At 71.7% G+C, this 18,851-nt stretch carries 19 protein-coding genes and 1 pseudogene; 9 read left to right on the top strand and 11 right to left on the bottom strand.

What is annotated here, in order from left to right; genetic code table 11:
* Positions 1-44 precede the first annotated feature (44 nt).
* Positions 45-1,031 carry a hypothetical protein gene (locus AB0B58_RS29345; RefSeq protein WP_360230082.1) on the top strand — a complete coding sequence of 329 codons (987 nt, stop codon included), beginning with the start codon at positions 45-47 and terminating at the stop codon, positions 1,029-1,031.
* 30 nt (positions 1,032-1,061) lie between these two features.
* On the opposite strand, the gene AB0B58_RS29350 is transcribed toward AB0B58_RS29345, so the two are convergent.
* The 6 genes from AB0B58_RS29350 to AB0B58_RS29375 form a co-directional block, all read right to left on the bottom strand.
* Entirely contained in the window at positions 1,062-2,171 is a 1,110-nt protein-coding gene (locus AB0B58_RS29350; RefSeq protein ID WP_360230084.1) for a HAMP domain-containing sensor histidine kinase, read from the bottom strand.
* A gap of 11 nt (positions 2,172-2,182) precedes the next feature.
* Positions 2,183-2,857, bottom strand: coding sequence for a response regulator transcription factor (locus tag AB0B58_RS29355; protein ID WP_360230086.1), 675 nt, complete (start codon positions 2,855-2,857; stop codon positions 2,183-2,185).
* 9 nt (positions 2,858-2,866) lie between these two features.
* Entirely contained in the window at positions 2,867-3,565 is a 699-nt protein-coding gene (locus tag AB0B58_RS29360) for a VanZ family protein (protein ID WP_360230088.1), read from the bottom strand.
* Between the two features lie 299 nt (positions 3,566-3,864).
* Positions 3,865-5,466, bottom strand: a complete 1,602-nt coding sequence (locus tag AB0B58_RS29365) for a diguanylate cyclase (RefSeq protein ID WP_360230090.1) — start codon at positions 5,464-5,466, stop codon at positions 3,865-3,867.
* Positions 5,467-5,600: 134 nt separating this feature from the next.
* Entirely contained in the window at positions 5,601-5,780 is a 180-nt protein-coding gene (locus AB0B58_RS29370) for a hypothetical protein (RefSeq protein ID WP_360230092.1), read from the bottom strand.
* Between the two features lie 177 nt (positions 5,781-5,957).
* Entirely contained in the window at positions 5,958-6,221 is a 264-nt protein-coding gene (locus AB0B58_RS29375; protein ID WP_360230094.1) for a transcriptional regulator, read from the bottom strand.
* A gap of 126 nt (positions 6,222-6,347) precedes the next feature.
* On the opposite strand from AB0B58_RS29375, the gene AB0B58_RS29380 reads away from it, so the two are divergent.
* Genes AB0B58_RS29380 through AB0B58_RS29395 form a run of 4 tightly spaced genes read left to right on the top strand, consistent with a single transcriptional unit; the run spans position 6,348 to position 8,921 of the window.
* The gene (locus AB0B58_RS29380; protein WP_360230096.1) at positions 6,348-7,040 is read left to right on the top strand and encodes a hypothetical protein; all 693 of its coding nucleotides are present in this window, start codon (positions 6,348-6,350) and stop codon (positions 7,038-7,040) included.
* Positions 7,037-7,390, top strand: a complete 354-nt coding sequence (locus AB0B58_RS29385; RefSeq protein WP_360230098.1) for a type VII secretion target — start codon at positions 7,037-7,039, stop codon at positions 7,388-7,390. The genes AB0B58_RS29380 and AB0B58_RS29385 overlap by 4 nt, the downstream gene beginning before the upstream one ends.
* Positions 7,391-7,422: 32 nt before the next feature.
* On the top strand, positions 7,423-8,253 hold the full coding sequence (locus AB0B58_RS29390) for a hypothetical protein (RefSeq protein WP_360230100.1): 831 nt from the start codon (positions 7,423-7,425) through the stop codon (positions 8,251-8,253).
* 38 nt (positions 8,254-8,291) lie between these two features.
* Complete coding sequence (locus AB0B58_RS29395) at positions 8,292-8,921, top strand: hypothetical protein (protein ID WP_360230102.1); 630 nt, start codon at positions 8,292-8,294, stop codon at positions 8,919-8,921.
* A 50-nt stretch (positions 8,922-8,971) separates the two neighbouring features.
* On the opposite strand, the gene AB0B58_RS29400 is transcribed toward AB0B58_RS29395, so the two are convergent.
* Together AB0B58_RS29400 and AB0B58_RS29405 are read right to left on the bottom strand one after the other, a co-directional pair.
* Positions 8,972-10,177 (bottom strand): cytochrome P450, encoded by a 1,206-nt coding sequence (locus AB0B58_RS29400; RefSeq protein ID WP_360230104.1) that lies wholly within the window; start codon positions 10,175-10,177, stop codon positions 8,972-8,974.
* A 108-nt stretch (positions 10,178-10,285) separates the two neighbouring features.
* Complete coding sequence (locus AB0B58_RS29405) at positions 10,286-11,314, bottom strand: LacI family DNA-binding transcriptional regulator (RefSeq protein ID WP_360230106.1); 1,029 nt, start codon at positions 11,312-11,314, stop codon at positions 10,286-10,288.
* 74 nt (positions 11,315-11,388) lie between these two features.
* Between AB0B58_RS29405 and AB0B58_RS29410 the strand changes: the two genes are divergently transcribed.
* Positions 11,389-12,489 carry a phytanoyl-CoA dioxygenase family protein gene (locus AB0B58_RS29410; RefSeq protein WP_360230108.1) on the top strand — a complete coding sequence of 367 codons (1,101 nt, stop codon included), beginning with the start codon at positions 11,389-11,391 and terminating at the stop codon, positions 12,487-12,489.
* Positions 12,490-12,674: 185 nt separating this feature from the next.
* Positions 12,675-13,070, top strand: a pseudogene (locus tag AB0B58_RS29415) (inositol monophosphatase family protein); the annotation flags it as partial.
* Here the strand turns inward: AB0B58_RS29415 and AB0B58_RS29420 are convergent.
* The 3 genes from AB0B58_RS29420 to AB0B58_RS29430 all read right to left on the bottom strand — a co-directional run bounded on the left by AB0B58_RS29420 (position 13,030) and on the right by AB0B58_RS29430 (position 16,003).
* Positions 13,030-14,331 (bottom strand): MFS transporter, encoded by a 1,302-nt coding sequence (locus AB0B58_RS29420; protein WP_360230110.1) that lies wholly within the window; start codon positions 14,329-14,331, stop codon positions 13,030-13,032. The pseudogene AB0B58_RS29415 and the gene AB0B58_RS29420 overlap by 41 nt on opposite strands.
* A gap of 4 nt (positions 14,332-14,335) precedes the next feature.
* Positions 14,336-15,748 (bottom strand): FAD-dependent oxidoreductase, encoded by a 1,413-nt coding sequence (locus tag AB0B58_RS29425; protein ID WP_360230112.1) that lies wholly within the window; start codon positions 15,746-15,748, stop codon positions 14,336-14,338.
* 63 nt (positions 15,749-15,811) lie between these two features.
* A complete protein-coding gene (locus AB0B58_RS29430; protein WP_360230114.1) occupies positions 15,812-16,003 on the bottom strand; it encodes a hypothetical protein in 192 nt (63 codons plus the stop codon).
* An 85-nt stretch (positions 16,004-16,088) separates the two neighbouring features.
* On the opposite strand from AB0B58_RS29430, the gene AB0B58_RS29435 reads away from it, so the two are divergent.
* Positions 16,089-16,469: a metalloregulator ArsR/SmtB family transcription factor gene (locus AB0B58_RS29435; protein ID WP_360230116.1), complete on the top strand. Its 381-nt coding sequence runs from the start codon at positions 16,089-16,091 to the stop codon at positions 16,467-16,469.
* A 201-nt stretch (positions 16,470-16,670) separates the two neighbouring features.
* Entirely contained in the window at positions 16,671-18,752 is a 2,082-nt protein-coding gene (locus AB0B58_RS29440) for a cellulose binding domain-containing protein (protein WP_360230118.1), read from the top strand.
* Positions 18,753-18,851 lie beyond the last annotated feature (99 nt).

The following is an 18,851-nucleotide window of genomic DNA, read 5'->3' on the forward strand; positions in this document are numbered from 1 at the left end:
TGACTAACCGGGTGATGGTTCTCTACCAGTGAAGGAGACATGCGATGCGAAGACATCGTTTCGGCAGGCCAGGAACCCGGCTGGTGCTCGCCGCCGTGCTCGCCGTCAGTGCGCTCGGCATCGGCGCCTGCGGTCAGCCCGCCACGCCCGTCAAGGCCGCGGCGGCGCCACCGGCCGCCGTGCCGGACGCTGCCGTTGCCGTCAACCAGGCCGCCTCGGCGGCGAGGACACCGGCGCCGCAGGCGTGGCGGCGCTGCGTCAACTCCCCCGAGAACTACTCCGTCGAATACCCGCGCGGCTGGCACACCACCCAGATCCGCCCGCGGGAGGTCTGCGCCCAGTTCCACCCGACCCGGTTCACCATCGCGCCCGACAGCGAGTACCCGCTGACCGCCCTCAACGTCAGGCGGGTGACGGCGCTGCCGAGCCGGACCAGCACCGAGTTCGAGCGCACGCTGCGGTGGCAGCGGACCACAATCTCCGGGCGGAGCGCCGTCCGGTTCGAGACCTCCAGCACCGGCGCGGGCATGGACCGGGCCGGCACCCGAAGGTACGGGTACGTCCTGCGTCTCGGGCACAGCCTGATCTCGGTGCACACCGCCGCCGAGCCGGGCGAGACCCGTTACGCGGCGTGGAAGACCGTCGTCGACAAGGCGGCCCGTACAGTCACCGCCGCACCGCCCTCCCCCGCCACCCGCGGATGTGTCGCGATCCGGCCTCCCGCCGGCCACTACGAGGGTGGCCGCGTCGCCACCGGGGAACTGCGCACGCCGAACTCCCGCTGTTCGACGGTGAGCGCCTCGCACGTCGCGGATCCGGCGAACCCCGAGGACCGGTGCCAGACCTTCCTCGTCGGTTTCTGGCCGCTGGTCGACGGCTCCCTCACCTACACCGAGCCGGTGACCGCGTGCGGCACGAGCCGTACGGTGCTGGCCCGCAACGTCCCCGACAACGCCAGATACCTGGTGCTGTACGACGTCGACTACATCGAGCCGGAGATCCAGAAGGTCCGGTTCAAGGTCTGGCACTGACACCTTCGACAGCCCGGTGCGTCGTGGCCCCTACGGCGTGCCGGGAAGCCGGACCGTGACGAGGAGCCCGCCGGCGGTACGGGGTACGAGGTCGAGGGTCCCGTCGTGGGCGCGGACGATGCTGTGCACGATGGCCAGGCCGAGGCCGACGCCGACGTGCTCGTCGGTGCGTACGCGTTCCGTTCCGCGCTGGAAGGGTTCGGTGAGGGTCGGTACCAGTTCCGGCGGGAGCCGCCGGCCCGTGTTCTCGACCTGCAGCACGCTCGTGTCGCCGTGCGCCTCGGTGTGCACCGTCACCGTGCCGCCCGCGGGGAGGTTGTGGACGATCGCGTTCTGGACGAGGTTCGTCACCATCCGCAGGAGCAGCTCGGCGGAGCCGCTGGTACGGGCCGCCCCGCCGGTGACCTCCAGCGTGATCCGGCGCTGCTCGGCGAGGGGAAGCAGCGATTCGGCGGCCTCCTCGGCGACCAGGGAGAGGTCGACGCTCACGCGGGTGAAGTCTCCGCGGTCGCCACGGCTGAGCACCAGGAGGGCCTCGGTGAGGTCGATCGCCCGGGTATTGGCGGCGTGCAGGCGTTCGACGAGCTCGTCGAAGTCCCGCGTGGGGTCCTTGCGGGCGACGTCGAGGAGCGTCCGCGAGATCGCCAGCGGGGTGCGCAGTTCGTGTGAGGCGTTGGCCGCGAATCTCTGCTGTTCGGCGACGTGCGCCTCGAGCCGGGCGAGCATGGTGTCGAAGGCGTCGGCGAGCTCGCGGAACTCATCCTTGCGGCCCTCCAACCGGATCCGGTGGGAGAGCGACCCGTCCGCGGCCAGGCGGGTGGCCTGCGTGATGCGGATCAGGGGCGCGAGCATGCTGCCGGCCAGAATCCATCCACCCAGGAGGCCGAACATCAGCAGAAAGGCCAGCACTGCCGCCGCCTTCGGCGCGAAGGCGCGCAGCAGGTCGGACCGGTTGGGCACGAAACTCTGGGGAACGTAGCCCGGCGAGCCTCGGCCGGGACCCGGCTGGATCACCTCGGGCACGTAACGCAGCAGGAACACCCACACCACGGCGAGCAGCAGGGCGCCCGCAAGCATGAGGAACCCCGCGTAGCTGAGGGTGAGTCTGAGGCGAACGCTGAAACCGGGCGCCCTGTCCACGGTCCCCTCCCTCACGTCCGGCCGGGTGCCGTGTCGATGCGGTAGCCGACGCCGGGCACCGTGGCGATGATCCACGGCTCGCCGAGCCGTTTGCGCAGCGCGGAGACGGTGATGCGCACGGCGTTGGTGAGGGGGTCGGCGTTCTCGTCCCAGGCCCGCGCCAGCAGCTCCTCCGCGCTGACGATCCCGCCCTCGGCTGCGACGAGTACCTCCAGCACGGCGAACTGCTTGCGGGTGAGCGCGACGTAGCGTTCGTCGCGGAAGACCTCCCGGCGGAAGGGGTCGAGCCGCAGGCCCGCGATCTCGCGGACCGGAGGCCGGGCGTACGCGCGTCTGCGGTCGAGCGCCCTCAGCCGCAGGACGAGCTCCCGCAGTTCGAACGGTTTGGTGAGGTAGTCGTCGGCGCCGAGCTCGAACCCGGAGGCCTTGTCGTCGATCCGGTCGGCGGCGGTGAGCATGAGGATCGGAATGCCGCTGCCGGACGCGACGATGCGCCGGGCGACCTCGTCCCCGGAGGGGCCGGGGATGTCGCGGTCGAGGACCGCGAGGTCGTAGGAGTTGACGCTGAGCAGCTCCAGGGCCGAGTCGCCGTCGCCGGCGATGTCGGCGGCGATCGCCTCCAGCCGCAGACCGTCACGGACGGCCTCAGCCAGGTGAGGCTCGTCCTCCACGATCAGTACGCGCATGCCTGCAGCCTACGATTCGATCAAAACATCATCGGGTACGCGTACCGGACACGCGGCGGTGCGCCACCAGGGGCGTGACGCCAGCGCGGCCAGCGCGGCGCCGGCGGCGTTGACCAGGACGTCATCCACGGAGGACACCCGGTCCAGCCGCAGGACGTACTGTGCGGTCTCGACCAGGACCGAGCAGCCCGCACCGAGCGCCAGGATCCGCGGCACGGACGCCAGCGCCGCGAACCGCATCGGAGCGAAGAACCCGAGCGCCGCGAAGATCAGCAGGTTGCCGACGATCCCGACCGGCCCCATCGTCGCCAGGTCCCGCAGCGGGACCAGGCTCACCCGGCCGGAGACGATGCCGGCCCCCGGGCCCGGCATCATGGTCACCCATAGGAACGGCACCGTCCCGTAGAGCATGCCCACCTCGGCCAGCGACATCCGCCACGCCCAGGTGATGCCGGCGGCGCGCCGACGGCGCGCCAGAACCCACGCCACCAGTACGGCCAACGGCAGACCGACCAGCATCGTGAGCAGGACGCCGTTCTCCGTGTCGAGGCAGCCGTGCCACCGCCCGGCCAGGCACCTCGGAGCCGACATCATGAGCGGCCGGCGCACGGCGTACACCGCGCTCGCCAGGCCGAGAAGCGCCAGGCTCAGGAGCACGATCCGGCGGGTGCGGCTGGGCGGTACCGACAGGGATGGGCTGTGGTTCATGGGCCCATTGAAGCCGGGGGGCCGTTGCGGTGGCGTATGCGGTTTTAGATACGCCCGCGATACACGGAGTCCCGGCGGCCCGGTCGCGGAGCACCGAATACCCCATAGACCCCAGATCGGCTGTTTTCTTGACACTCCGGGCACGTCGATCAAGCAAACCGAGACCGTACCGAGGCGGGCGACGAACCCCTGCGGTGCGACCGCGGCAAGGCCCGCCTCCAGCAGTTCGGCCACCTGCACGAGCACCTACATCGGCCACGCGACCCGACACTGAAGCGGGGCAGGCGGAGTTCCTCCGCTCAGTGCGCGCCGCGGTCGCGGTAGGCGCGGCTGCGCTTCTCCCGCGGCGTTCCCGCGACGACGCGGTTGCGGCCCGCACGCTTGGCCGCGTACAGGTTGCGGTCGGCGGCGGACAGCGCGGCGGACTGGCTGCGCGGCGTGCTCTCGTTCCCTGCCGCCACACCGATGCTGACCGTCACCGGCAGCCTCCCGGTGGTCCCCTGCCAGTCGTGGTCGCCGACCGCCCGCCGGATGCGGTCGAGCTTCGCGGTCGCCGCGGCGACCGGGGTGGCGGGCAGCACCAGCAGGAACTCCTCGCCGCCGAGGCGGGCCACGAACCCGTCCGGTGCCACGGCGGCCAGCTCGGTCTCCAGCAGTTCGGCGACCCGCACGAGGACCCGGTCGCCGGTGTCGTGTGACAGTTCGTCGTTGATCCGCTTGAAATGATCAAGGTCGGCGATCGCCACGGCCAGGTCCGGGTCCGCGGTGATCAGGGCCGGCAGTTCCTCGTCGACGTAACGGCGGTTGCGAAGACCGGTCAAGGGGTCGCGGCGGGCCTGTTCCCGGAACCGTTCGGCCTCCTCGCGGGCCTCGGCGGTCTCGAACATCACCTGCCGCGTCTGCACCCGCGCCTCGCGTTCCCGCGAGCGCAGGCTCTCGTGTGCGGCGAAGAACACCTTCTGCTCGGCGAACGCCGCAGCGTGGTCACCCATGGCGGCGTGCAGCTCGGCCTGTTCCTGGTGCACCCGGACCATGACCTCGTGCAGCTCCCGCTCGGCGCACAGCGCACGGGAGGAGTCCAGGCTCGCCTGGGCCCGGTCCGTGTCGCCCAGGCCACGCAGGGCCCGGGCCAGGGTCAGCAGATACTCCGCCATGTCGTCGGCGTCGTCGCTGAACCCGGCGTGATACCGCGCGATGCACCGCCGCATGCTCCTTTCGGCCTGTTCGTACTGGCCGTTCTCGATCTGGATCGCGCCGATCGTGTCCAGTGCCGTCGGGTCGAGCTCGAAGCCGTGCGCTGCCGCGTGCTCCATGAGCCGGTTGGCCACCTGCTCGGCGCGGGGGAACTCGCCCGAGGCGTACTCGATGTATGCCCAGTTGTTGAGCACCACCGTGAGCAGCTCCCACTGGCGCAGCTCCCGGGCCAGCTGCTCGGCCTGGCCGAAGCGCGGCCGGGCCGCATCGATCGGCCCGTTGAGCGCCAACGCCTCCGCCAGCCTGAGGCGGTGCGCCACCTGCATGTACGCGGTGGCGGTCCCGTCCAGCAGCTCGACCGCGCTCAGCGCGTGCTCCAGCATCTTGGCCGCGTCGCCGGCCAGCCGCTGGACGTTCCCACAGGCCATGTGGGCACGGGACTGCAGCCGGCGGTCGCCGTGCTCGGCGGCCCACTCGTGAATGGCGTAGATCTGCCGGGCGGCCGGGGCGACGTCACCGGTACGCAGGAGCATGCCGGCGGCGCAGAGCCGGGCACGAACGATCAGACCCTCGTCGCCGAGGGCCGTGGCCCGCTGTTCCAGCGCGACCGCGGAGGCGTGGCAGTCCTCGATGTTCAGGACGATCTGGTCCTCGAGCGCCAGGAGCGCAGCCGACAACTCCTCAGCACCCATCACGCTGTCGTCCACCGGTCCGCCTCCCGCCGCTTGCCGTCCCGATCGGCTCCCGCGGCGGCGGGCTGAAGCAATTGCGTCACACGTGCGCGGGGACACGCTCCTTCGGCCGCCCGCCGGTCAGGGCGCCGAAGGCCGACGAAACGTGTCTAGTCGTCGTCCTCGTCGTCGCCGTCGTCGTCGTCTCCGTCGCCGCCCGGGCAGCCGGTCAGCGTCAGCAGCACGCCGGCGGCGCCGGCGAGCCCGACCGCCCGGCCGAAGAAGAGTCGCCGGCTCATCCCGCCGCCGGCTTGGATGTCGTCCTCTGAGGTGGTTCGCACATCCTCCATTCCGACATTCTCGCAGCGCCGCTCCCTCACCGGGAACCCATTCGACCTGAACAACCCCGAAGTCCGGCAACACAAGGCCGTCCCCGTAGGCGAGCACGACAGGTCGTGCCCGGCCGCGGGCGTCGCGCTCATTGCGGCTCGCCGGCGGGTGGGTGCGCACGAAGAATGCGGGCCGGGCTAGCTGCGGAGGCGGAGGAAGGCCACCAGCTTGTCGACCGACTCGAACGGCTTGGTGACGCTGACCAGTTCCCAGCCCCACTGGCCGAGGATTTCGGCAGCGATCAGGATGCCGGTCGTCCGGGGCATCGGCAGGCTGCTGTCGGCCACGACCCCGAGATGGCGGAACGGGTATCCGCGCAGGTCACACTGGCCGTTGATCAGGGCGGCCGCACTGACCTCGCGGGTCTGAGCTATCTGCTGGGCGGACTGGAACGAGGACATGCGGCACACCGTACTCCGCGGTACGGCACGCGGGCGGGGCAGTCGATGGTGGCCCCGGCGGCTACGATTCGATCTTGCCGACATTCGCCGGTCCCAATGATGGGACGTCGCCGGTACGGGGGAAACATGCTGCATACCGGACGCGCGGCGGGCCGCGACGCCCTACGGGCCGACCAGGCCCGGCACTTCGTGCGTGAGCTCGAGGAGACCCTGGCGCACACGCCGAATGGCTCGCCGGTGGTGGGCCTCGACCGCATCTCGGCGGCGGACCGGACGGCAACGGTCACCTGCGTGGTGGACGTGCGGGGCGAGTTCGTGGACCTGAGCATCGGCGGCGACTGGTGGCACACGGTCGGCCCCGCCGGCATCGCATCCGCCATCCTCGACGCCGTGCGCGCCGCCCAGGAGCGGGCGATGCTGGCGGCGGCGCTGATGCGCCGCCAAGGCAGGACGATCCCGTCGTCGATGCAGGGTGACCCGTTCGGCTTCGGCGAGGCCCAGCCCGATCCGCCGGCGGACATCGCGGCGGAGTGGGTCGCCGCGCAAGCGAAGGTGGAGCGGGGCTACACCCTCATGCGGCGGGCGGACCGGGTCATCGAGTTCCGTGACTCGCCGCAGCCGCGAACGATCGCCGGGCCGCGCGGGCTGTTCCGTCTGACGCTGGTCGGGTTCAGCGTCACCCATAGCGAGGTCAACCCGCACGGGCTGTCGCCCTCGGACACCGATCGGCTGGCCGACGACGCCCGGGAAGCCCTCCGGCAGGCCACCCGTGAGCAGGACCCGGCGTACTGGCTCTCCGGGGAGGGGACGCGGCGATGACGGACTATCCCTGGCACAGCCAGGCCAGCATCGAGGTCGCGACCGACGGCATCCGTGCCGAGGCGAAGAAGTGGTACGGCTTCTCCGACACGATGGAGAGCATCACGCAGGCCATGGCGGGCATGACGTTGCAGCCGACAGCCTTCGCGGTCATCGACGCGTCGGCCGCCATGACGATGGCGGACCAGCACGGGGCGTACAGCACGACACAGACCTGGCTGACGGAGCTGTTCCGGGACGCGTCGACGAAGTTCAACGAGATGGGCGACGCGCTGAAGAAGAACGCGGACGAATACGACCGAACTGACGGCGAGAGCGCGGACAGTTTCGACAAGATCGCGAATTCCTGACGGCTACCGCACCTCGCAGAAAGGGTCCTGGTGTGACGTCCCCCGGAAACGGTTCCGCATACACCCCCATCTCGGTTCAGGCGTTCGACGGCGCGGTCCAACTCGTCGAACGGCTCATCGCGAAGACCCGGACCGAGCTCGACAACCTGATCGAGCGGATCAACGCCTTCATCCGCAACGTGCAGCAGGAACTCGAGGACAGCTGGATCGACTCGTTCTTCGAGTGGTTCACGGAGGACATCAGCGATGGGCTGAGCAAGATACAGCAGCTCCTGGAGCTCGCCAAGCGCAAGATCGGCGAGCTGCTGGAGAAGGCCGAGAAGTCCGTCGCAGGCTCCATTCCCGTCGCCTCGCTGTTCTCCCGCGCGTTCGACCTTGGCGACCGGGTCAACCGCCCCCTGACGGGCATGTACGGCGACATGACCGGGTCCGGCGAGATCGACTCCTGGCGCGGCCCGGCGCGGCTCACGTACGAGAAGCGGGTGGCCGACCAGCAGCAGGCGATCGCCAACGCCTCCGACAAGGTCGAGGCCCTGGCCACGTACCTGGGCGATGCCGCCACCGCGAACATGACCTACATGGCGGACCTCGGCGCGCGGATGGGCGAGGTGTACGGGGCGGTCACAACGACCTGCATCGACCTGGCCGCCGCCGGAGCGGGCGCCATAACCCAGGTCATGGACGCGTTGGCACACTTCTCCGAGGTGATCGGCACAGTGGTCAACCAGGTCGTCGGCTACATCACCGCGCTGGGCGCCCGGATCGCCGACGTGCTCAACCAGATCCTCGCGCTGGAGACGGAGAAGTCGGACCTCACCGGGCTGACCCCGGACGGCAGGTGGCCCGCGGCGGTCGCCTCGTGATGGCGGGTCCAATGGTCAGGGAACTGGAGAGGAGACCCATGCCCGGCACACTCGCCCGGTTCCGTCGGCTCGCGCTGACGTCGCTGGCGGCCGTGACGCTGGCGCTGCCGGCAGCGGCCTGCGGCGGACCCGCCCGGCCGGCGACGCCGGCCACACCCTCCGCATCGGCGGACGCATTCACCGGGAAGTGGACCGGGCTCGACGGCGCCTGCCCGACGCTGACCGGCACGGTCGCCACGTCGCTTGGCAGGACGGGCTCCGGCAAGCCCGGCCCGGCAGACGCGGACACCCCGGTGGCGCAGAACATCAACTGCACCTGGGGTGAGGGTGAGGGATCGGTCGGCGTGTCCCTTTACCTCAACCGCAGCGACGGGCCACTGCCGGCGGCGGAGACGACGGCGCAGGAGTTCCAGCGCTCCTTCGACAAGGCGGTCACGGACGGCTCGATCCGGCACGAGAGGCCCGAGCCGGGCCTCGAGGATCGGGCCTACCTCGGAATTCACAAGGACCGGGCCACGATCGAGCTGTGGGTGCTGTCCAGCAACGCCCGCGTGACGGTCTTCCACCAGGTTCCGGAGCTGGACGAGTCCACCTGGGAAAGCGCCCTGGCGCAGCACCGGGACACCATGCGCGGCCTCGCCGCCGACGTCCTCGACGATCTCAGCTGACCGACCAGGGCGGTACGCCCGCCGGCTGCGGGTGCGGGGGGCGCGGCGGCTCAGGCGGGTCGTACGTCCAGCGGTAGCTTGTTGACGCTCACCATCAGCCAGGGGTTGCGGTGCTCGACCGGCGCGTCGGTCGCGACGGCGATGTCGCGGTAGCGCTCCAGCAGGATGCGCAGCGCCACCCTGGCCTCGAGCCGGGCCAGCGGCGCGCCCAGGCAGAAGTGGATTCCGTGCCCGAAGCTGAGGTGCGGGTTGGGGTTGCGGCGAATGTCGAAGCCGTTCGGGTCGGCGAAGACGCGGGCGTCCCGGTTCGCGGCCGTGATCCAGAGTTGGACGACCGCGTCGGGCGGTATCTCCGCGTCGCCGACGCGTGCGGCCGTGGTGGTGAGGCGGGCCAGTCGCGGGAACGGGGTCCGGTAGCGGATGCTCTCCTCGATCGCGCCGGGCAGCAGGCTCGGGTCGGCGCGGACCGCGGCGGCCGCGGCCGGGTGCTCGTCGAAGCTGACGACGGTGTTGCCCAGGGTCGCGGTGGTGGTGATGTGGCCGGCGAGCAGCAGCAGCCCGACGAAGCCGACGATCTCGTGGTCGTCGAGGCGTTCGCCGTCCACCTCGGCCTGCAGCAGTCTGCTCGTCAGGTCCGCGCCCGGGGCGGCCCGGCGGGCGCGGATGTGGTCGAGCAGGTAGCTGTTCATCTCCCGCATCGTCGGCGCCGCCTTGGCCATCGCCTGCTCGCCGGTCTTCTGCAGCGACTGCTCCGGGTCGATGTCGGTCTGGTCGAAGAGCACGTCGGCCCAGCGCCGGAAGATGGGCCGGTCGGTGGCCGGGATGCCGAGCAGTTCGGCGATCACGATGACCGGCAGGGGGTAGGCGAGCGCATCGATCAGGTCCAGCCGGTCGCTGCCGCCGGTCGCGTCGAGCAGCTCGGTGGTGACCTCGGCGATCCGCGGTTCCAGCCCTGCCACCATCCGGGGCGTGAAAGCCTGGCTGACCAGGCCGCGCAGCTTGCGGTGGCGGGGCGGGTCCATCCGGACGAAGTTGCCCTTCTGGAACTCTTCGTAGTCGCCCTGCGCCGGCATGATCTTCGTGAGGTCCGAGGAGAACGTCGCCGGGTCGGACAGGATGGCGCCGGCCTCGGGATGGCCGAGCACCTGCCAGGTCTGCTGCTTGTCGTCGTAGTGCACCTGGCCGCGCGCGCGGGCCTGCTCCAGCCAGGCCAGGAACATGGGCAGGGTGCGCTGTGGGGCGTCGATGGTCGTCATGACGGTTCCCTCCGGCAGACCCGGCGCTCTTGGGACGAAACAAGAATCGGGTCAACAGTCACAATCAACGCTAATGCCCGCCCTCTGCGCGGTCAAACGGCACCGGCGTCAGAACTCCGCCGGCGGCGCGTTGTGCGGCGTGATCACCTGGACGGCCGACGGGTTGGTGCGTATCGGGCCGGGGAGGGCACCCTGCGCCTGCATGATCGCGTGGCAGGCCCGCCGGAGGTCGGTGCGCAGGTCGTGGTGCAGCACCGCGGACAGCTTCCGCTCGCGCAGCAGCGCGGTGTTCTCCTCGTCCAGGTCGTGCGCCACGAAGACGTCGTAGCGCCGGCGCTGCGCGGCGAACGCCGCCACGACCGCCGCGTTGCCCCCGGCGCCGGCGTACAACGAGTAGATCGCGCGCACCGACGGGTTGGCGGCCAGCGCCTCCCGGATGCCGGCCCGCACCGCGTCGGCGCGGTCCTCGGCGTCGACGACCTCGATCAGGCGGCGGCGTACGTCCTGGCCGCGCAGCTCGGCGCGGAAGCCCGTCTCCCGCTCGTCCTCGCCGCGGAACGCGCCGCGCCCGCGCACCACCAGGACGTCGCCGGCGCGGTCGGCCAGCCACTGCTGGATCAGGTAGGCCGCGGTGGCGCCGGCCGCGCGGTTGTCGATCCCGGCGTAGGCGATGCGCGGGCTGGTGGGCAGATCCGTCACCAGGGTGACCAGGGGGACGTTCCCGCGACGCACGGCCGCGACGATCTCGGGTACGTCCGGTGCCTTCAGAATCACGCCGTGTGACCTGCCGCGGCCCACCCGTTCGAGCACCGACACCACCTCGGTCGCCGACGGATGGTCCAGCAGGTGGAAGCGTGCGCGGATCACCGCCGGCCGCAGTCCCGGCAGCTCCGCCTCGAGCGCCGCGCGGATCGCCGCGGAGAAACGCGGAGGTGCCTGCACGATCACGTCGACCATGAAGGTGCGGCCGCCGAGCCGCACCTGGGACCGCTGCCGGTCCAGATCGGAGATCGCCTGCCTGACCTCGCGGATCGTGCTCTCCCGGACCCCGCCGCGCCCGTGCAGCACCCGGTCGACCGTGGCTTCGCTGAGGCCGGACTGGGCGGCGATCTCGCGGATCCGGTACGGGTGCTTCACCCCGTACACGGTGATGGGTTTTTGAGGGCTTCTCAAGGGCTTTTGAGGTCGCTGCCGGACCTAGCCTGGCTGGCATGACGACCTGGCTCACACCCGCGGACTGCCGCCTGGAGGAATTCCGGGCGGTCTGCGAGCAGAAGACGGAACTCACCGACTACCCGCACGCCGCCGACGTCGTCGACAACGTGCTCATCTATGCCGGCGGCGTCGCGAACACCCCGGAGCTCCAGGCTGAACTCGCCCGGGCGCTGATGGACGGGCCCGGCGTGGTCGTGTTCACCGGGGCGTTCGCGCCCGCGGTGGTGGACCGCGCCACCGCGGTGTTCACCGACCTGATCGCCGAGCAGAAGGCCGCCGGAGTGCCGGGCGGCGACCATTTCGCCAAGGCCGGGGCCAACGACCGGGTGTGGGGCGCGCTGGACAAGTTCGCGCTGCGTGACCCGGCCGCGTTCGCCGCCTACTACGACAACGACACGCTCGCGCTGATCTGCCAGGCATGGCTGGGCGCCGGCTACCAGGTGACCTCGCAGGTCAATGTGGTCAACCCCGGCGGCGTCGCGCAGGTCGCCCACCGCGACTACCACCTCGGGTTCATGTCGCAGGAGCAGGCGATGCGCTACCCGGCGCACATCCACGCGCTGTCGCCGACGCTGACCCTGCAGGGGGCCGTGGCGCACGTCGACATGCCGGTGGAGAGCGGCCCGACGCTCTACCTGCCGCACTCACAGAAGTACCCGGCCGGCTACATCGCCTTCCACCAGCCGGCGTTCACGGCCTACTTCGACGACCGCCACGTGCAACTGCCGCTGGCCAAGGGCGACGCCGCCTTCTTCAACCCGGCCGTGTTCCACGGTGCCGGCACGAACCGGTCCGCCGGCATCCGGCGCATGGCGAACCTGCTGCAGGTCTCCTCCGCCTTCGGCCGCGCCATGGAGACCGTCGACCGGGCCGCGATCACGACCGCGCTGTACCCGGTGCTCCGCGCCTACTCCGGCTCGGTGGACAACGTCATCGCCGCGTCCGCGGAGGGCTACGCGTTCCCCACCGACCTCGACCGGGACCAGCCCATCGGCGGCCTGGCACCGCAGACCCAGGCCGAACTCGTTCGGCAGGCGCTGGCCGAGGCGTGGGACGTGACCAGGTTCGAGCAGGCGCTGCGCGCCCGGAACCGTTAGTACCTGGTGTACCTGACCCGGTCGTAGCGGGCGACCAGCGGCGTACCGGGAGCCGTTGCACTACCGTGCGGCAGATGCGTTCTCGCCCTCTCGGCTACGCCGACGCGGTTCGGCTCCTCGGCGGCGCCGACAGCGCCGTCATCAAGGCGCTGAGCGCGGCGAGCGGGGTGGCCGCCGCCGTCATGCTCGCCCCGTCGGCCGAATCGGGGCTGGTCGACGTCAACCTCGATCCGCCGTTCCCGCACGGCGAGGTCTTCTCGGCCGCCCGGATGCTCGCCGACGAGGGCTTCATCCAGCGGTTCCGCCCCCGCGTCGTCTCCACCACCTTGGCCGTGGCCTGGGTCGCCGCCGGCCGCCGCGCCGCCTACGTCACCGACGGCGATCGCCACCTGGGCGACAGCGTCCACTTCGCGGCCGGTATCGCCCTCTGCCGGGCGGCCGGCTGCGTGGTCACCGGGATGGACGGCCGGCCGGTCCACGCCGGCGGCGGCGGTCTGGTCGTGGCCGCCGACGAGCGGACGCACGCCGCCCTGCTGACTCTCATCGGGAACCAGCGCGGCGGCCGGCCGACGGCCCGCTGAGGTGCGGGGTGTCCGTGCCGGTGAGCTGATCTTTCGGTACGGGGGTTGGCGAGGTGGCCCGGGCCACGATCCCGGCGGCGGCGATCAGGCACGCGACGCCGATCAGGAGGAGCACCGGTGGGTAGCCCACCGCGGCGTACAGGCCGGCGGCGCCGAGGGGCGCGACCGCTTTGGCGATGGTGATGGGTGTGGCGAGGATGCCGGCGATGCTGCCGTAGGCGGTGGTGCCGTACCGGTCGGCGAGCAGGGCGGGTTTGACGAGGCTGGCCGCGCCGAAGCCGATACCGAACCCGACCACGGCGAGTGCGGCGCCGGTCCGGCCGGCGCCGACGATCGGGAGGCTGAACGCGGCGGCGGCCTGGATGGTGAAGACGGCCGCGACCACGGCCGGTAGTGGCAGGCGGCGTTGGGCGCCGGTGAGTAGCAGCCGGCCGGTGACCGACAGCACGCCGAGGAGCCCGGCGACGGTGGCGGCGAAGGTGGCCGGATGGCCTTCGTGGACGAGGAACCCGACGAGGTGGACGGTCATGGCGCTCATCGCCGCGCCGTGCGCGACGAACGCGGCCGCCAGCCACCAGAACCGGCGGTCGCGGACCGCCGCGCGCACGACCGTGGCGCGGTCGCGTCGCGTCGGTGGCCGCTTCTGCGTCGCGGGTCGTGGTGGTCTACGGACCGCGACGGCGTGCAGCGGTATCGCGACCGCGGCGTACAGCACGGCCAGCAGCAGGAGCGCGGTGCGCCAGCCGTACCGGTCGGCGAGCAGGCCGGTGAGCGGCATGAAGACGGTGCTGGCGAAGCCGGCCACGACGATGACCGCGAGGACGGCGTGGGCGCGTCGTTGCGGGTCGAACCAGGAGACCACGACGGCCAGGGCCGGTTCGTAGAGCACCATGGCGGCGCAGATCCCGATGCCGATGAGCACCGCGTAGAGCTGGGCGACGGTTTGCACCCGCGACCAGGCGACCACCAGAACGGTGGCCGCGACGGATCCGGTGGTCATCAGGGCCCGGCCGCCGTTGCGGTCCAGCCAGCGGCCGACAGGCATCGCCATCACCGCCCCGGCCAGCACCGACGCGGTCAACGCGCCGGTGACGGCCGTGGTGGAGGCGTGCAGGTCGGCGGCCATCGGGTGCAGCAGCACGGCGAAGGCGTAGTAGAGCACGCCGTAGCCGACGGTCTGTGTCACCGCCAGCGCGGCGACGATCCACCAGGCGCGCGCCGGCAGGACGGCGGTCGTCGCCGGTCGTGTCGCCTGAGTCACCGGGTCAGCCGCAGCAGCCGTCGGTCTGCTCCGGGGCCGGCGCGGCGACGGGTTGCAGGGTCAGCGGCGCGGAGAGCAGCCCGCCGGTGATGCCGGTGGCCAGGCCCCGCCCGGCCGTGCCGGTGGCGGGGGTGGTGCAGCAGCCGCCGTCGCCGTCGACCCGGTCGGCGTCCACGGGCACGTTGCTGCTGCAGACGCCGGTTTCGGGCAGGTTCAGCTGGACGTCGCGGGCCGCCTGCCAGTCCCCGGCGAGGGCGGCGACGACCGAGCGGGCCTGTTCGTAGCCGGTGGCGAGCAGGAAGGTGGGTGCCCGGCCGTAAGACTTCGCGCCGATGGCGTAGTAGCCGGGTTCGGGGTGGGCGAGTTCGTCGACGCCGTGCGGCGGCACGGTGCCGCAGGAGTGCTCGTTCGGGTCGATGAGCGGTGCGAGGGTACGGCTGGCGCCCATGATCGGGTCGAGGTCGAGGCGCAGCTCGGCGGCGATGCCGTGGTCGGGGCGGAACCCGGTCGCGGACACGATCCGGTCGGCCACGATCGTGCGGGTGCCGTCGGAGATCTCGATGCCGCCGCCGGGCCGCGGTGCGAGCGTGTCGACGGCGAAGCCGGTGACGAGTTCGATGTGGCCGGCCTCGACGTGTTCGCGCAGGACCGTGCCGAGGGCGCCGCGGGCGGGCAGCGCGTCGGCGGTCCCGCCGCCGTAGGTGCGGGCCGGCGTCGCCGCCCGGATCGCCCAGGTGACCTGGGTGCCGGGTGCCTGTTCGGCGAGGTCGGCGAGCAGCAGCAGGGTGTTCGCGGCGGAGTAGCCCGCGCCGATGACCAGGACGCGTTTGCCGGCGAACCGGTCGCGGTCGGTGCCGAGGACGTCGGGCAGGGCGTGTTCGAGGAAGTCGGCGGCGCCGGTCTCGCCGTGGGCGGGGATGCCGGAGGCGCCGAGCACGTTCGGGGTGTCCCAGGTGCCGCAGGCGTCGATGACGGCGCGGGCGAGGATGTCGTCGCCGGTGGCGAGGCGGATGAGGAACGGGGTGGTATCGCGGCCGGCGGTGCGCAGCCGGTCGAGGCCGAGGCGGGTCACCGCCGTCACCCGGGCGCCATAGCGCACGTGTGGCTTGAGGGCGGGCAGGTCCGCGAGGGGCTGCAGGTAGTCGGCGGCGAGTTGGGCGCCGGTCGGCAGGATGTCGGCGTCGGGTTCGATCCAACCGGCGTCGGTGAGCAGCCGCCGGGCGGCGGCGTCGATGTTGTAGCGCCACGGGGAGAAGACGCGGACGTGGCCCCACTGGCGCACGGCCGTGGCCGGGGTCTCGCCGGCTTCCAGGACGAGGTATTCGATGCCGCGCTCGGCGAGGTGCGCGGCGGCGGCGAGACCGACCGGGCCGGCGCCGATGACGACGACGGGCAGGCCGTCCAGCGGGGTACTCACGATGTGACTCCTCAGTTGACGTGGGGGCTGCGGCGTTCGATGAAGATCAGGTCGCGGAAGGTTTCATCCGCAGCAGCCCTGGCCGGAGGCGACGGCGTCGGCCTTGGCGGTGCTGCCGCAGCAGGAGCCCTCCGCGGCGGCGTCGGTCGCGGTGCCGCAACACGGCGCGGCGGCGGCCTGGGCGGGTTCCGGCTGGGCGGAGGTGGCCTTGGGCGGATTGCCGCAGCAGGCCCCGGCGGTCTGGGTGTCACTCATGGTCGTGCTCCTTTGACGGGCTCGGTTTCGATAACTGTCGAAACCAAGACTTGCACACGGTTTCGAGATCTGTCAATCTCGACGTATGTCGAAACCAGCGGCACTCACCACCGTCGAGCCCGACCAGGACGCGCCCTGCTGCCCGCCGTTGGCCGAGAACCGCATTCCCGCGGAGACCGCCGCCGTGCTCGCGCCGGCGTTCAAGGCCCTGGGTGACCCGATCCGGCTGCAGCTGATGTCGATGATCGCCTCGGCGCCGGGCGGGGAGGCGTGCGTCTGCGACCTGACACCGGCGTTCGACCTGAGCGGCCCGACGATCTCGCACCACCTCAAGGCGCTACGGGAGGCCGGCCTGGTCGATGCCGAGCGTCGGGCCAGCTGGGTCTACTACCGCGCCCGGCCGGGCCTGATGCGCCGGCTCGCGACCCTGCTCACCGTGAGCGATCCCGATACCGCTCAGCATTGAGCCGCACAGACCGCAGTTCCACCGCCCGATGCGGGCCGTGGACGCCGCCCGGTCGCTGCCGCAGGTCGATCCGGACCGCAATTCCTGCGTGAGCGCCTGGCCCCGTAGCCGCGGGGTGCCGACCTGTCATTGACATACGTCTCTTTGAGTGCCGACTATGGGAGCGCTCCCAAATCCCCGCTCTCACCCATGGAGACAGCCGTGCATCCCTCCGCCCTCCGGCGCGCCCTCGCGAGCACCGTCCTGCTCGCGGTGGTCACCGCCGCTACCGCCGCGCCGCCCGGCGCGCACGCCGCTCCCGCACCGGCGGCCGCCACCGCCGCGGCCGACACAACGGTCGACGTCGACGTCCGGGCCGGCCTCGCCACCGTGCCCGGAACCGCCCTCGGCGTGAACCACGCCATCTGGGACGCCGAGCTCGGCACCACCGCCGTCTCCGGCCTGCTCAAGGACGCCGGCGTCCAGATGCTCCGCTACCCGGGCGGCTCCTATGCCGACATCTACCACTGGCGCGACCACACCGCGCCCGGCGGCTACGTCGCGCCGGGCACCGACTTCGACACCTTCATGGCCGGGGCCAGGCGGACCGGCGCCCAGCCGATGATCATCGCCAACTACGGGACCGGCACCGCGCAGGAGGCGGCCGACTGGGTGCGGTATTCCAACGTCACCAAGGGCTACGGCGTGACCTACTGGACGATCGGCAACGAGAACTACGGCAACGGCCACTACGGCGCGGCCTGGGAGGCCGACGACCACTTGGACAAGAGCCCCAAGGAGTACGCCGCGAACGTGGTCGCGTACGCGGCGGCCATGAAGGCCGTCGACCCGGACATCAAGGTCGGCGCGGTCCTCACGATGCCCGGGAACTGGCCCGACGGGATCGTCGGCGGCGGCGACCAGGGTACGTGGAACGCCGAGGTGCTCACCCGCGCCGGCGCGTCGATCGACTTCGTGGACGTCCACTGGTATCCCGGCGGCGGCACCGCCGCCGAGGCGTTGAACAGGACCGAGCACATCGAGGACGCGATATACCTGCTCCGGCGCCAGATCGACGGGTACGCGGGCGCGAACGCCGGCCGCATCGGCATCAGCATGACCGAGACCAACGTCGGCGTCGGCCCGAACACGCAGCCGGGCGCGCTGTTCCTCGCGGACGTCTACAGCGGCCTGCTGGAGCAGGGCGTCTTCACCGTGCAGTGGTGGAACGTGCACAACGGGATCGGCACCGTGTCGACCGTCGCCGGGCAGCGGGACTACGGCGACTTCGGCCTGCTCTCGAGCGGCGGCTGCACCTCCGACGGCTCGGTCTGCGAGCCGCCGATGAACACGCCGTTCGCGCCGTACCACGCGCTGGGGCTGATGGGCTCCTTCGCCCGCGCGGGCGACCAACTGGTCCGCGCGGCGACGGACGATCCGCTGGTCAGCGCGCACGCGTCCCGCCGGCCCAACGGCGATCTGGCCGTCCTGCTGGTCAACAAGGACCCGGAGAACGCGCACAGCGTCGATCTCCGCTACCACGGCTGGACGCCGTCCGGCGAGGTTCCCACGGTGGCGACGTACGCCAACGGCGCCGCCGCGGTGCATTCCGCGCCGGCGGGCACGGCCACCGGCCAGACGCTCCCGGCGTACTCGCTAACGCTGTTGACCCTGCGCCCGGCCCGCACGGACGCGGCCGCGCCGCGCGCGCCGGGTCGCCCGGCTGCCGGCGCGGTCACCGACCGGACCGCGACGATCTCGTGGCCCGCCGCACCGGCCGGCGGCCGGCCGATCGCCAAGTACGAGCTCTACCGGCAGAACGGCGCCGTCAGCGAGCAGCTCGGCGAGACCGCCGGCACGTCGTTCACCGTGCACAACCTGGAACCGGGCCGCCGGTACACGGTGAACGTGCTGGCTCGCGACACCGCGGGCGGCCTCTCGTGGTCGTCGCTCCCGCTGACGTTCACCACGACCAGCCCGGCGGAGGCGGGCTGCACGGTACGGCTGCGGGACACCAACGACTGGGGCAACGGGTTCGTCGGCTCGATCGACATCACCAACAACTCGGCCGGCGCCGTCAGCGGCTGGACCCTGGCCTTCACCTGGCCGACCAGCTGGCAGAGCGTGTCCAGCGGATGGAGCGCCACCTGGGAACAGACCGGCAGGAAGGTCCGGGTGACCAGCGACGGCGTGCTCGCCGCCCGGGGCGGCACCACCACCGTCGGCTTCGTCGGCGCCTACAGCGGGCCGAACGTGCTGCCGGGCGCGTTCACCCTCAACGGCACCGTCTGCTCGACCGCCTGACCGCGCCGGCGATCGGCCCGGACCGAGCGTCCCGGTCCGGGCCGATCGCGGCATCCCGGCAACATGATGCAGATCTTGCTGCAAGACCACGAATAGTCT

The organism is Actinoplanes sp. NPDC049118 (genome assembly GCF_040648555.1).
In the GTDB taxonomy this organism is placed as follows: Bacteria; Actinomycetota; Actinomycetes; order Mycobacteriales; family Micromonosporaceae; genus Actinoplanes.